10 protein-coding genes are annotated in these 14072 nt (G+C 49.6%); 4 read left to right on the forward strand and 6 right to left on the reverse strand.

Features of this window, described 5'->3' with window-relative positions; genetic code table 11:
• Positions 1-191: 191 nt before the first annotated feature.
• Positions 192-1259 (forward strand): carbohydrate-binding family 9-like protein, encoded by a 1068-nt coding sequence (locus tag DW769_RS10230; protein ID WP_055221380.1) that lies wholly within the window; start codon positions 192-194, stop codon positions 1257-1259.
• A gap of 51 nt (positions 1260-1310) precedes the next feature.
• Positions 1311-2333 carry a LacI family DNA-binding transcriptional regulator gene (locus DW769_RS10235; protein ID WP_055221378.1) on the forward strand — a complete coding sequence of 341 codons (1023 nt, stop codon included), beginning with the start codon at positions 1311-1313 and terminating at the stop codon, positions 2331-2333.
• Between the two features lie 137 nt (positions 2334-2470).
• Here the strand turns inward: DW769_RS10235 and DW769_RS10240 are convergent, their stop codons facing one another.
• From DW769_RS10240 to DW769_RS10250, 3 genes are all read right to left on the reverse strand, one after another.
• Positions 2471-5581 (reverse strand): alpha-mannosidase, encoded by a 3111-nt coding sequence (locus DW769_RS10240; RefSeq protein ID WP_118750339.1) that lies wholly within the window; start codon positions 5579-5581, stop codon positions 2471-2473.
• Between the two features lie 115 nt (positions 5582-5696).
• The gene (locus DW769_RS10245; RefSeq protein WP_055221374.1) at positions 5697-6686 is read right to left on the reverse strand and encodes a glycoside hydrolase family 130 protein; all 990 of its coding nucleotides are present in this window, start codon (positions 6684-6686) and stop codon (positions 5697-5699) included.
• Positions 6687-6903: 217 nt separating this feature from the next.
• On the reverse strand, positions 6904-8775 hold the full coding sequence (locus DW769_RS10250; RefSeq protein WP_118750340.1) for a beta-N-acetylhexosaminidase: 1872 nt from the start codon (positions 8773-8775) through the stop codon (positions 6904-6906).
• Positions 8776-9194: 419 nt separating this feature from the next.
• Between DW769_RS10250 and DW769_RS10255 the strand changes: the two genes are divergently transcribed.
• Both DW769_RS10255 and DW769_RS10260 read left to right on the forward strand, forming a co-directional pair.
• Positions 9195-9668 (forward strand): ATP-binding response regulator, encoded by a 474-nt coding sequence (locus DW769_RS10255; RefSeq protein WP_264466096.1) that lies wholly within the window; start codon positions 9195-9197, stop codon positions 9666-9668.
• A 147-nt stretch (positions 9669-9815) separates the two neighbouring features.
• Positions 9816-10706, forward strand: coding sequence for a LysR family transcriptional regulator (locus DW769_RS10260; protein WP_022463164.1), 891 nt, complete (start codon positions 9816-9818; stop codon positions 10704-10706).
• A 93-nt stretch (positions 10707-10799) separates the two neighbouring features.
• Here the strand turns inward: DW769_RS10260 and DW769_RS10265 are convergent, their stop codons facing one another.
• The 3 genes from DW769_RS10265 to pflA all read right to left on the reverse strand — a co-directional run bounded on the left by DW769_RS10265 (position 10800) and on the right by pflA (position 13987).
• Positions 10800-12377, reverse strand: coding sequence for a flotillin family protein (locus DW769_RS10265; RefSeq protein WP_022463163.1), 1578 nt, complete (start codon positions 12375-12377; stop codon positions 10800-10802).
• Between the two features lie 247 nt (positions 12378-12624).
• Positions 12625-12972: a HEAT repeat domain-containing protein gene (locus DW769_RS10270; protein ID WP_118750342.1), complete on the reverse strand. Its 348-nt coding sequence runs from the start codon at positions 12970-12972 to the stop codon at positions 12625-12627.
• A 235-nt stretch (positions 12973-13207) separates the two neighbouring features.
• A complete protein-coding gene (pflA, locus tag DW769_RS10275; protein WP_330411471.1) occupies positions 13208-13987 on the reverse strand; it encodes a pyruvate formate-lyase-activating protein in 780 nt (259 codons plus the stop codon).
• Positions 13988-14072 lie beyond the last annotated feature (85 nt).

The raw sequence follows: 14072 nt of genomic DNA on the forward strand, positions 1-14072 counted from the left end.
GTATTTTTGATCTGTTTCCCCCAAAATTCTCTTATGAAACGGCTTTATTGTATCTCATTTTTTTACTTTTGTCCACAATAAGTTATATTTCGTTCATTTTTGTTCATTTTTCATGTTGAAATTTATTACTTTTAGTGTTATGATACCTTTCGCTACTAAATTTTGCAAATTACAAAGGGAGGTTTTTACTTATGAGCAAAAACATCACGATTCCGGTTCCGGCTGTCCCGTTTGCACCGCCAGTTTATACCTGCCACCGCGCAAAAAAAGAGTTCCATCTGGACGGAAACATCAACAAACCATTCTGGGAGGACGCACCGTATACCGATGAATTTCTGGATATCCAGGGCAGCCACATGCCGCTTCCGCGTTTTGTCACCCGCGCAAAAATGCTCTGGGATGATGAAAATCTTTACGTTGCAGCCGACCTTGCCGGCGATGAAATCTGGGGTCATTTAACAGAACGCGATTCTGTCATCTACTTTGACAACGATTTCGAGATCTTCGTTGACCCGGATTCCGATACGTACCATTACTATGAATTTGAAATGAACGTTCTGAACACGGTATGGGATCTGTTTCTCGCAGAGCCGTACCGCGACGGCGGCAGCGGCCTCAATGGCTACGATATGCACGGCCTTCGCACCGCTGTCCATGTGGACGGTTCAATCAACGATCCTTCCGCTGAAAACAAAGGCTGGAGTGTTGAGGTTGTGATTCCGTTCTCTGCTCTCTACGAATACCAGAAAGAGCGCCGCGCACCGAAAAACGGAGAATTTTACCGTATGAATTTCTCCCGTGTGCAGTGGAATGTGGACGTCAAGGACAACACTTACGTAAAACGCACCGATGAAAACGGAAATGTTCTCCCGGAAGACAACTGGGTATGGGCTCCGACCGGCGTCATCAATATTCATTATCCGGAGCTGTGGGCTTTCGTCTTCTTCTCCGAGGACCGCGAGGATGCTCCATGCGACAGCACCATTCCGGAGGACGAGTATCGCAAATGGGAGCTCCGCAAGCTGTATTACGCAGAAAATATTCTGTTTGAGACAACCGGCTCCTACAGCAGCAGCCTCGATGAACTGCAGAAAACGCTGGATGCGTATGCACCGAACGACTGGAATAAATCTGTAAAAGATCTTGGATATACCATTGAAACCACCAGCCGTACGTACCTGATTTCCTGTCCGAGTGCCGATCGTGCACATCTCCTCCTTCTGTATTCCAACGGAAAGGTTGAAAAAATTACACTTTAAGCGTATAATATCGGTTAGTAGTTAAAATTTGTAACAGGATCGGTTGAAACTATGAAAAAAGTCACTTTACAGGAAATTGCAAATTCCCTGGGCATCTCCCGGACCACCGTCTGGAAGGTGTTCAGCGGACACGAAGGTGTCTCCGATTCCCTGCGCACCAAGGTCATCGCCAAAGCCCAGGAGCTTGGCTATGCCATCCCGGAAGATTTTCAATATCCTTCCAGCGCGGAGGAGACCACGCCGGTCAACATTGCAGTTGCCGTCTGCAGACCGGAAACCTCACTTTTCTGGATGACCATCATCCACCAGATTGCAAAAGTATTTTCAACACACAATGTCAATCTCGTTTACACGTATCTTCCGACTTCGGCGGATAAAACGTATTTTCTCCCGCCCACACTTACAAACGGAAGCGTCCACGGCATCATTGTTCTGAACGTGTACAACGAACGTCTTCTGCGTCTGCTCGCAGAGACACAGATTCCCAAAGTGTTCCTGGACACTTCCTCCCTCGTATCCCCGGATGAACTGAACGGCGATCTTCTCCTGATGGAGAGCCGGAACAGCGTCCGCAATATTACCGCCCATCTTCTCGAGAAAGGATGCACTCTTCCGGGCTTCATGGGTGATATCGGCTACGCACAGTCCAACCGCGAACGCTATGAGGGCTTCTGCCAGGCACTGATGGATGCCGGAAAAACACCGAATCCTTCTCTTTGCCTGACCACACCGCTTGGGATTGACTCCTACCGCGAGGAAATCGATTCTTTCCTTTCCTCCCTTTCCCGCATGCCGGACGCTTTTGTCTGCGCCAGCGACTACGTTGCCTGTATTCTGATGCAGCTTCTTGAAAAGCGGGGACTGCGCGTGCCGGAGGACGTTGCCGTATCCGGCTTTGACAACAATATCGAGGATCTTCTGGCAGAAAATCTGACTACCGTTCAGGTCTTCAATGAGGAGCTCGGCTCCCGCCTGGCGCTTCAGATTCTTTACCGGATCAAATATCCGCACACGCCGCATGAAGTCACGTATCTGGAATCCAAAGTTCTGTACCGCGCTTCCACCGGCGACTGATGCATCCGTTTTTTGATTTTGCTTTTTGAAAAGACACCGTCTTCCGTTTATTTCGGATCCGGTGTCTTTTTTGTGTTTTCTTTTTTCCGGGAACGCATTGGTTCTGCGCTCCCGGAAGCATTTTCTGTTCTGATTTCTTATTTTGTCGTGCGAATGCGGATGGTACGGATCTCGTACGGTTTGATCGTAAGTGAAATCTCGTTTTCTTTCACATCGATGGCACTCTCTGCCGGCTGCTCCAGCAGATTGGTTTCCTCTGCGGAAAGAATCGTATCTGCGCAGTGCAGTGTCACTTTCGTTCTCGCATTCTCCACCTCATACAGACGCACAATGATGCCATCGCTGTCCTCTGCCTTTTTCACGGTCTCAAGCACAACGTTGCGCTTGTCCACGGACAGGAATTCCATACGGTCTTTTTCTGCCGCACTGGAAACAGCTTTTGCCGGCACGTTCAGGTTCAGTGCTTCCTGTACCGTACCTGCCTCGCGCCATGTTCCTGCGTGCGGATACAGAGAGTAGGTAAAGAAATGTTCTTCCTGGTCTGCGGTCAGATTCGGCTCGGTTCCGGATTTGATCAGGGTCTGTGTTATCACACGGTCCTTCATGGAATAGCCGTACTTGCAGTCGTTCATCAGGCTGACGCCGTAGCCTCCCTCGGAGAGATCGGCCCATTTGTGGCCGCATACCTCGAATCTTGCCTGATCCCAGCTTGTGTTGGTGTGCAGTTTTCTTGTCACATTACCGAACTGGATATCGTACGTTGCCTCGTCGCTGTGAACGTCTGCCGGGAAGTGAACTTTGAGCACATGCTCGGCAAATTTCCAGTCAACGTAGGTTTCGAAGTCGATTCTGCGGTCTTTTGCATAGAAGTGGATCTGCTGGCGGATCACGGTATCCATGACCTCACGCTCGATTTCAAGAGTTGCGCGGACCGGACCGTTTTCTGTCCACTCCATGCGGCGCACGCCCTCTACCTTCCAGGATTTCTCGGTGTGGAAGATATCCAGGTTCCATGCACTGTACTGCAGCGGTTTATCCTCATAGATGCGCAGCTCATTGCCGGTTTTTCCGCTCTGCAGCACTTCGCGGTCATTCTCTTTATCAAACAGGGAAGTAAATTCGCCGTTTGCATTGATCTCGATGGTGTAGAACGGTGTCTCAAGCGTATAGCCTTCTCCTGCTTCTGTTACGGCAAACGGTGTTTCCACAGCTGCCCCGCTTACCGGACGCAGCACCTGATATCCCTTGGACGGCAGGTTTTCCGCATAAATAACGGCTCCATCTTTCGTCTGCTGTACCGGGTACACGTTCGTTCCGTCGGTCAGTGCCTCTGCGCTGTTTGCGCCAAGCTCTACGATATCGTTTCTTCTGTGGCCCAGCGTATTCCATACGGTCACACTCTCGTCCTTCTTCGCACAGAGTGTATCCAGACGCTCACCGATCAGTTTTGCAGATGTTTCTGCAATCTCCGCGTATTCTTTCTTCGTCTGCTCATATACCTCATGGATGGAGGAACCCGGCAGAATATCGTGGAACTGATTTGTCAGGATCATCTCCCACATGCGGTTCAGTTCTTCGGTCGGATATGCTTTTCCGGCCTTTTCTGCCAGAACGGACAGAAGCTCTAATTCCATCATCGCATACTCGCTCTTACGGTTTCCGCGTTTGTTGCGTGCCATCGAAGTATACGTTCCCCGGTGGAACTCGAAATACAGCTCTCCGATCCAGGTTGGGAGGCGTTTGCTGTCTTTTACTTTCTCATGCAGTTCGTCGAAATACGTTCTCGCAAATGCCTGGCGTACTTTCGGCACGCCCTTGATGCCTTTTTCCATTCGTTTGGATGTCTCAAGCATCGTTCTGGTCGGGCCGCCGCCGCCGTCCCCGTAGCCATAACTGATCAGAATATCGTTGTTGATATCCTTATTCTGATAGCGGTCCCAGCCGCCCATGATTGCATCCGGATGCAGCATGCCGTTGTATGTCGTAAAGAAGCTGGTCTCCGGCTGGCCGACGCCGAGCGTTGTGATCATATGCGTGAAAACTTTGCTTCCGTCGATTCCTTCCCAGTTCATGGTATCGTACGGCACTTTGTTAAACTCGTTCCATGCCAGCTTTGTCGTCATGAAGTAATCAATTCCGCATTTTTTCAGAATCTGCGGCATGGCAGCGCTGTATCCGAACACGTCCGGCAGCCACAGGATCTTGTTGTCCACGCCGAACTCCTCTTTGAAGAAGCGTTTTCCGAACAGGAACTGACGCACAAGGGACTCTCCTGATGTCAGGTTGCAGTCTGCCTCAACCCACATGCCGCCTTCCGGCTCCCAGCGTCCTTCTTTGACTCTCTGGCGGATTTTCTCGTATACTTCCGGGTGTCTTTCCTTTACAAAGCTGTAGAGCTTCGGCTGGCTTGACATGAAATGATAGTTTGGATACTCATCCATCAGTTTTAATACGGTTGCAAAGCTTCTGCAGGATTTCTGACGCACCTGGTCGATGGTCCACAGCCATGCTACATCGATGTGTGTGTGGCCGATGCACGTTGCCACAACTTCGTCCCAGCCGCCCATTTTTTCATAGATCTCTTCCTGGATGCATTTTTCTGCCTCTTCGATGGAAGCGTAGAACTCTTTACTGTACGGCTTGCGCAGGTCCAGCAGATTGATCGTGTTGGTCAGTGCGGTTTCGAGATCCAGACGCGTTTTATTATCCTCGTCCATACGGTTCAGGCCCTGCATCGGAACGATGAGGTCGTAATAGATCTCCTCGATTTTCGCATCATGCTCCTCAAGGTCTGCCAGCAGACGGAACTCGCTGTGCAGCGTTCCGGTGTAGGACTGCAGGTCAAGCTGGATTTTTTCACCGGCCTTTGCGTTTTCTCTTACAAGTACTTCGCGGTGGTTGATATCCATACCCTGGATCACTTCGCCGTTTGCAAACAGCAGGAACTGCGGGTTTCTTCCGTCATCCCAGTCGTCCAGTCCTGCATGGACTCTCATCCAGAGATTTTTTCCATCGAAACTCTCCGGAATGGTGATGGTGGTGCGGAACCAGTAATGTTTGTCCGGTCCGTACCAGCGGTCATTGACCGTATCAAACGATGTCCACGGCTCTTTTGATGCATCGGCCTCTGCCGGTGTGATATAGCATCCGTTTTTCACCTGCATATCGGTGATTTTGATTTTCTGTGAAATCGAAAGTCTTGCCAGTTCCTGGCAGATCACGTTCACACGCTCTTTTACAAATTTCATAGTGCCTCCTTATGCTTTCCATGGGGTCATTTTTAAAAAGAAAGTCCGCCGGACCTGCAGGCTTCTTTCACCCGTAAGCCCGGCGGACTTGTCGCTTTTTAAGTTATCTTATAAATCAAAGGCTATTCTCTTTCACATAGTTCAGCAGCTCATCTACGGTTGTGAATGCCATACCGGTTACAGTATCTGCGCATCCGTAGTAGATAGTGATTCTTCCGGTTGCTGCATCGCTTAAGGTTGCGCACGGGAATACTACGTTCGGAACATCACCCATGCACTCGTACTGGGTGATCGGAGCCATAATATAGTCTTTCGTTCTGTATTTTACTTTCCACGGCTCGTCGATATCAAGCAGTGCGCATCCCATACGATATACGTATCCGTTGCAGGTTGTGATAACGCCGTGGTAGATCAGCAGCCATCCCTCATCTGTTTCGATCGGAACCGGGCCGGCACCGATCTTGGTGCACTGCCATGCAGACTCATCGCCGCGGACCGGGCTCATCATGTGACGGTGTCTTCCCCAGAATTCCATATCTTTACTCTGGCTGACAAAGATATCGCCGAACGGTGTATGGCCGTTGTCGCTTGGACGGCTCATCATCATGTAGTAGCCGTTGATCTTTCTCGGGAACAGCACGCCGTTACGGTTGAATGGAAGGAATGCGTTCTCAAGCTGAACGAATTTCTTGAAGTCATAGGTGTAAGCAACACCGATGGTCGGGCCGTGATAGCCGTTGCACCAGGTTACATAGTATTTGTCGTCGATTTTGCAGACACGCGGGTCATAACGGTACTCTCTTGTCAGAATCTCCTCGTCAGCGCCCTCAAATTTGATCGGTTCATCCTCGATCTCCCAGTGGATACCGTCTTTACTTCTTCCAACGAAGATGTCCATGCTGATGGAACGGCTGTCGCAGCGGAATACACCTACGTATCCGTCCTCGAACGGTACGACTGCGCTGTTGAAGATACTGTTGGAACGTTTCTGCTCGTAACGGCCGATGATCGGGTTCTGATCATAGCGCCATACCGGCATGTGCTCTCCTGCTGGTTTTTCCTGCCAAGGCATATCCGGCAGATTGTTTCCGATGATTTTACTCATGATTGTTTCCCTCTGTGAAAATTATTTTTTTCTTTCTCTCTTGTCACGCCATACGGACATTTTTGATCTTTCGATCCGATACTTCTATCTTCGTCCATTTCTGCGCAAAAGTCAAGTGTTTTTGTTCACTTTTATGTAAATTTTCGTTTTCTTTGTTACTTTTTATCGTTCATTTATTTTCTATTTGTGTTCATCTTTGTTCACAAATGGATTTTTTCTATTTTTCGTACGGTTTTCTTCCCCGCAGAATGTCGGCATACCAGAATACAATCTCTGAAATGTGGTGCAGATCGCCTTCTTTGCTGATGCTTCTCCAGGACGCTTTATACTTCATAAACCAGGTTTCCAGCCGTCCCGCAAGTGCCGCGCAGGCTGTCTCATCCTTTTCTTTTCCAAGCTCAATGTCACACATTCTCGCGCCCGTCTCATTCCAGATGTCAATCGCTTCCATCGTGAGTTCCAGCACCGGAACCATTGGACGGCAGGATTCTTCCAGAGCACCGGCTGTCTTTTTCAGTTCTTTTTTCAGAGCCGCAATTGTTTCCTTTGCAGCTGCACGCTTCGCCTCATCCTGGATTCTCGCGTCAAACAGCGCATTCCGGTTGTTCGGATGACCGAGCACTTTTTCCTCGTAAACGACGTTGGCATCCCACCAGTCAAAGATGGAGCATTCTGCCGTTTTTGCCATATAGGAAACGAATTTTCCGCTCCGGTCGCCGTAGGCCAGACGGGAAATCTGTTCATTCAGCTCCTCAAAGCTGTCGGTATCGTCTCCCCAGGAGAAGACGGCTCCATAGATCATGCCAGGAAGGGAAAAGTCCGGCTGATTGATGTGGCCGCAGTCACCCCAGTCTGTGTTCAGAACACCTTCCGCATGGTATTTTCTCGCATAGCCGCACATCCGTGCGATATTTTTGTAGCTGTTCTCCACCAGGTTCATCCACTGGTTCCAGCCGCCGACCCCAGGACAGAGATACTGTCTTGCACCAGCTTCCGCCATCACTTTTGCCTCATGCTCTCTCTGCTCGGCTGCATAGCCCCAGGTCAGGCAGACGGTTTCCTCTGGCAGCTCTTTGATCAGCTCCGGCTGTGCGCAGATGATATCGCCCCAGAACATCGGCTTTTTGCCTTTTGCCACGAGAAACTCGCAGAGCTCTTTTACATAGTCGATATACAGGCGGTGAACGCCTTTCTCGTCTGCCAGCGGTTTCGATTTTCCTTTTCCAAGGTCGAACGTTTCGTCCGCGCAGATGTTGAATTTATCCGTGGCAAAAAGCGCCATGTACTCCTCGATCATGGCCTTGATCAGCTCGATCGCTCTGCCGCCGGAGACATCCACCGTGTGATGCTGCATCCGGTCCCAGAAGGAAAACGGCTCTTTCCAGCTGTCTGGGAATTCACAGAGGTCGCCATAGCTCTTTGTGGAGAGCAGCATGTACAGATGGCCGAACGTTGCGATCGACGGCACCAATTCGATATGAAGCTTTGCGCAGTACGCATCCAGCTCGCGGATTTCCTCTGCCGTAAGCGGCGTCTCATCGCGCCACATCTCGGAAAGTCCCGAGAACAGATACGTGTGCTCCACATAGAGCTGCAGCTGGTTCAGCTTGTAGTACGCCATGCGGTCTGCCACCTGTTTTAAATAGGAAAGTGTCAGTACACGGCCTCTCGTCTCATCGAGATAATAGCCGCGCACCGGCAGATCCGGCTCATCCTCGATCCGCACAGCCGGAAGCAGTGCACCGTATTCGTGTATCATCTGGCACAGCGTCTGCACGCCGTAGAGCACGCCGGCTCCGTCACCGCCCTGAATCGTAATATTCTCTTCTGTCACCTGCAGTATGTACTGCTGGCTTTTCAGCGTCTCATCCAGTCCCAGTACAATGGCACCGGTCTCTTTTCTTCCCGGAACACCGTATCCCATCTCATACTGCATTCCGGTTTCCTTTTGGATTCCCTGCTGCAGCACTTTCGCATACGTATCCCCATTTCCCAGCAGTCTGCCCTCCAGTACGATTCTGCCGTCATAGCAAAGTGCATGTTCCCCCGTCAGGAGTTTTACCTCTTTCGGCTTTGGTAAAAATTCCATTTTCCTTCTCCTCTTGTTCTTTTGTTTTCTTTGTAACCTTAGAACTTTCATTGAACGTTAAGTAACATTTTGAAAACTACTTTTCTCTTCTCTCCCATCCTACCATATTTTTTCCACATATTCCACAATAATTTGTAATTTTCTTCAACTTTTTTCAAAGTTTCTTCCTGTTCTGCTCTTTTATATATAAAGTAACTTTTATTTCTCTTTGTTTCCCATTTCCATTCCGGAACAAAATCTGTTTTTCGGATGCATCGTTCATTCCATTTTTTACTTTTCTTTTACACAAACGCTGGTAAATTTTGTCTGTATCAAGTATAATGAGATATATGTTGTCTTATATTTTTGTTTTGTAAGCAATTTCTTTACATATTTCATAACACAGGGGGATTTCTATTATCCTCTGCAACAAGCTCCGCCTGAACCAGATTCTGCTGAATCTGCTGAGCAATGCCACGAAATTCACACAGAACGGCGGCACCATCATTGTCCGTATTATTCAGAAACCGTACTATAAAAAAGGGTATGCGCTCTACGAATTCCACGTCCGCGACAACGGCATCGGCATGAGCCGGGAATTCCAGGAGCACCTCTTTGAATCGTTTACACGCGAGGAGACTTCTACGGTCAGCGGCATTCAGGGTACGGGACTTGGCATGGCGATCAACGTCAGCCATATGGTACAGGAAATCGCGATGGAGCTCCTTTCGAACGCCGGATTTTCCGTCAGCCTTGCAGACGACGGCGATGTTGCCGTTGAGACGCTCCGCACCGCAGCGCCGGATCAGTTCGATCTGGTGCTGATGGATATTCAGATGCCGAAACTCGACGGATACTCTGCAACGCGCCAGATCCGCACGCTGGACAGCGCCATTGCCAAAGTGCTTGGCTGATTCCCCTTTCTTATCTGCAGGAACCGTGAATTTTCTCTTACTCGAAAAAGAGGAGAAAAAGTTCACGGTTCCGGCAGATTTTTTCTTGCATTCTTTCGGGGAAGTGTGCTAGAGTGAAGATATCATATTTTATAAGAGGTGCTTATTTTGGATATTAATTACGAGTTATATAAGGTTTTCTATTACGTTGCCACCACACTCAGTTTTTCCGAGGCCTCCAAGCTGCTTTTTATCTCGCAGTCGGCGGTCAGCCAGTCGATCAAGGTACTGGAGAAAAAGCTTGGAATCACGCTCTTTATCCGCAGTACAAAGCGCGTGCAGTTAACGCCGGAGGGAGAAACGCTGCTGCGCCACGTAGAGCCTGCGATCAACCTGATTGCGCGCGGTGAAGCACAGATTATGGAAGCGGGAACGCTTGGCGGCGGCCAGCTCCGCATCGGCGCGAGCGACACAATCTGCCGCTATTTCCTTGTTCCGTACCTGAACCGTTTCCACCGCTCCTTTCCGAATGTCCACATCAAGGTGACAAACCAGACTTCGACCCAGTGCGTCGATCTGCTGGAATCCGGCCAGGTGGATTTCATCGTGACCAATTATCCAAACTCGCATCTTTCCAGCCGTCTTCACACGATTCCGATTCATTCGTTCCACGATATCTTCATCGCAAACGGCGAATATTACCCGGAACTGGAAAACAGGCCGGTTCACTTAAAAGAGCTGCTGCAGTACCCGATTCTGATGCTCGACCGCAAGAGTACGACGAGTGAGTTCCTGCACAGCCAGTTTCAGCGGTTCCAGCTCGACCTCGTGCCGGAAATTGAGCTTGGCAGCAACGATCTTCTGATCGACCTGGCGAGTATCGGCCTTGGCATCGCGTTTGTGCCGGACTACTGCCTTGTAAAAGAGACGGCGGCCTTCCAGCTCGACCTCGTGGAGGAGCTTCCGCCGCGCCAGCTTGTCGTTGCCCACAGCTCCCATCTGCCGATCCCGCAGGCGGCAAAAGAGTTCATGAGCATGCTGGAAAAAGGCGCCGAATAACTTTTTCCGATCTATACGTCAAAAGAGGCAGGATCCTCAAGAAATTTTTCTGGATCCCTGCCTCTTTTTCTGTTTTTATGATCCGTTCTGGATTTACTGCTCGCTGCCGTCTTTCTGCACCGGTTCGGATGCTTCCGCTTTTTCCGGGCTTTCTGCATCCGCTGCTGCCTTTCCGGCTTCTGCTTTCAGATACTCTTTGAGTTCTTCCGGGCTGGAGATCTGAATGTTGCGGTTTACTTTTGCATCGTACGTATCGGCTCTCATGATTTCGGAGAGATCGACACCGGTCGCCTCTTTCATCGACTCAAACAGCTTTGCCATCACCACCGGCACATTGCCCGCTACGGAGCCGATGCCGTTGTCTTCGCTTCCGCCGCCGATGATCGTAATCTTGTCGATCTGGCTGAGCGGCTCTGCGATCTTTCCGGCGATCTCCGGCAGAACCTTGATCATCATCTCTGCCATTGCGGCTTTGTTGTAGCGCTGATAAGCCTCGGCTTTCTTCTCCATACCTTCGGCCTCTGCAAGTGCCTGGGCGCGGATGGATGCGGCTTCCGCCTCACCTTTTGCCTTGATACCGAGTGCTTCCTGCTCCATCGCATAGCGCTGGGCTTCTGCCTGGGCTTTCTTTGCCTCCGCCTCGCGGATTTTTTCGAACTGGTCTGCCTCTGCGTCTTTCTGACGGCGGTACAAATCTGCCTCTGCCTGCTGCTGTTTTGCGTAACGCTCGGCCTCGGCTTTCTTCTTGACTTCTGCCTCGAGGGATTTCTCGGTTACTTCTACTTCTCTGGCACGGAGCTCAACCTCACGCTCCTGACGGGCGATGTTCGCATTCGCGGAAGTGATTTCCAGCTCTTTTCTCTGCTGCTCTTCCTGAATCTTGTACGCTGCATCTGCCTCTGCCTTTTTGATATCGGACTCTTTTTTCAGCTCTGCCGACTTGATTGCCAGATCGTTGTTTTTCTTTGCGATCTCGGTCTCGGCAAGAACGCGCTCATCGTTCGCCTCTTTATTTGCACGCGCCTGGGCAATTTTGATTTCTTTCTCGGAATTGGCACGGGCGATCGCCGCAGATTTCTTGATTTTTACGATATTGTCGATACCGAGGTTTTCAATGACCTGATTGGAATCAACGAAATTCTGTACGTTGAAGCTGATGATGTCAAGTCCCATCGCAGCCAGGTCCGGTTCTGCATTTTCTTTGACCAGCTCCGCAAACTTCTGGCGGTCGGAAACCATCTCTTCCAGACGCATCTTTCCAACGATCTCACGCATGTTTCCTTCAAGGACTTCTCTTGCAACCTTGGCAATATATTCGCTGTCGCGGTTCAGGAAGTTCTGGGATGCTTTCTGGAGCTTCTGCGGTTCGTCCCCGACTTTGATGTTGACGGCTGCATCCACCTGAATATTGATGTAGTCAGCGGTCGGCACGGCGTCGCTCGTCTTCACATCAATCGCTACCAGCTTCAGACTCAGCTTGTCCAGCCGCTCAAAGAATGGGAGCTTGATGCCGGCTTTACCGATCAGGATCCGCTGGCCTTTTTTGAAACCGGAAATAATAAATGCGGTATCCGGCGGCGCCTTCACATAACCGCTCGCCAGAATGGCAAGAATGATCACCACAACGGCGATCACGGCAATCATGGTTGCATGTTCGAATACAAATTCCATCTTGTTTCCTCCCTTTTTTCTGCGGATGCTTTTCGCTCCGCGTTCTGCTTTTGTGTCTGTGTTATTTTCACTATAGCATTTTTTGCGGGATAGATACAACTGCATTATTATTACGATTTTGTAAGATTTCTGTTCGGGCAAAAACAATCCGCTGGAGCAGATTCTGATATGCCTTGCAACAAAAAAACGAAGGAGCTTCTTTTTACAGAAACTTCTTCGCCTTTCCTTTTTTTCACTGATCCTGCTCTTATGCTCTTTCGACAATCTTCTCCAGCGCTTTTGTGATCGCTGCTTTCAGCTCCGTCTGATCTGCCGGTGTCTTGACGGCCAGCTGACGGATCAGTGCTGTTACGTGATCGTCTCCAACCTCACCAAGGCTCGTAACGGCCGCGATTTTTACGTCTACATCGTCTACTTCCAGAAGAGAAGTCAGAATATTAACAGAACCATCATTTCTCGAAGCTGCACAGGCTTTTGCAAGCGCTACCTGCGTTATCTTGTCCGAATCCAGATACTGTTTTCTTAATTTGTCCCATTTTCCTTTTTCCACCATTTTTTTCAGCTTGTCTTCCGATGCCTCTTTTGAACCAAACATTGTAAATCCTTCTTTCTTTTTGCTCTTATTTTTGGTGGATGCAGCAACTGCCGCGGCGAATCAAAAAGGTTCGTAGTGTTTTTGCTGTCGTCCCTGTCATGTCCGCCACATTGTAACCATGCTCTCGTCCATAACATAGATTATACTCCTTTTCTTCTGGTTTTTGAACAGAAATACTATAAAATTTTTATAAAAATTGTTACTTTTTCACAGATTTTTCTTGTTGTTCTGCTTTTTATTTCAGATATCCCGTATATTCCGCCGTATGCAGCAGTTTATTGGCGTTTTCCACGCGCTCTTTGGTCGGCGGGTTGATGCCTTCGAGTTTGTATGGGATTCCTAAGGTTTCCCATTTGAATACGCCGAGGGTGTGGTATGGGAGAACCTCTACGCGCTGTACGTTGTGCAGGCTGTGTAAAAACTCATCGAGGCGAATCAGGTATTCATCGTAGTCGCTGCGTTCCGGGACGAGGACGTGGCGGATCCAGACTGGTTTGCCGATCTCGTCAAGGTAGCGCGCCAGGTCGAGGATGTTCTCGTTGGTGCAGCCGGTCAGCTCTCTGTGCGCCTTGTCGTCAATCAACTTGATATCGAGCAGCAGCAGGTCGGTGTATTTCATCAGCTCATTAAATTTGCTGAAATACGGCTCCTCTCTTGTGAACGGATTTCCACTGGTATCCAGCGTTGTGTGAACGCCGTTCTTTTTTGCCTTGCGGAACAGCTCGATCAGGAAGTCGATCTGCAGCAGCGGTTCTCCGCCGCTTACAGTAATGCCGCCCTTTTCGCCCCAGTAATTTTTGTAGCGGAGCGCCTTTTTCAGCACCTCATCTGCGGTCTGCCAGTCGGCATCTTTCATCGTCCAGGTATCCGGGTTGTGGCAGAACTGGCAGCGCATGTTGCAGCCCTTCACGAAAATCACGTAGCGTACGCCAGGTCCGTCGACGGATCCGAAGCTCTCGATCGAATGGATCGCGCCCTTTACCGGGCCATTGTTATTCTGATTCATTTCACTCATATTTTTTCCTCTTCTTTCCAACTTACTATCTTTCTATTTTTCTGTATTTTCCGGTCAAATTTCAGGGTTCTGCTTGATTATACGG

Origin of the sequence: Blautia sp. AM29-29 (assembly GCF_003480555.1) — a bacterium.
GTDB classification, from domain to species: domain Bacteria; phylum Bacillota; class Clostridia; order Lachnospirales; family Lachnospiraceae; genus Fusicatenibacter; species Fusicatenibacter saccharivorans.

Bases quoted from the DNA above. Each gene is read 5' to 3' on its own strand.
- DW769_RS10265 (WP_022463163.1), bottom strand. From the start codon at position 12,377: ATGGAATTTGTATTCGAACATGCAACCATGATTGCCGTGATCGCCGTT.
- DW769_RS10235 (WP_055221378.1), top strand. From the start codon at position 1,311: ATGAAAAAAGTCACTTTACAGGAAATTGCAAATTCCCTGGGCATCTCC.
- DW769_RS10270 (WP_118750342.1), bottom strand. From the start codon at position 12,972: ATGTTTGGTTCAAAAGAGGCATCGGAAGACAAGCTGAAAAAAATGGTG.
- DW769_RS10240 (WP_118750339.1), bottom strand. From the start codon at position 5,581: ATGAAATTTGTAAAAGAGCGTGTGAACGTGATCTGCCAGGAACTGGCA.
- pflA (WP_330411471.1), bottom strand. From the start codon at position 13,987: ATGAGTGAAATGAATCAGAATAACAATGGCCCGGTAAAGGGCGCGATC.
- DW769_RS10245 (WP_055221374.1), bottom strand. From the start codon at position 6,686: ATGAGTAAAATCATCGGAAACAATCTGCCGGATATGCCTTGGCAGGAA.
- DW769_RS10250 (WP_118750340.1), bottom strand. From the start codon at position 8,775: ATGGAATTTTTACCAAAGCCGAAAGAGGTAAAACTCCTGACGGGGGAA.
- DW769_RS10230 (WP_055221380.1), top strand. From the start codon at position 192: ATGAGCAAAAACATCACGATTCCGGTTCCGGCTGTCCCGTTTGCACCG.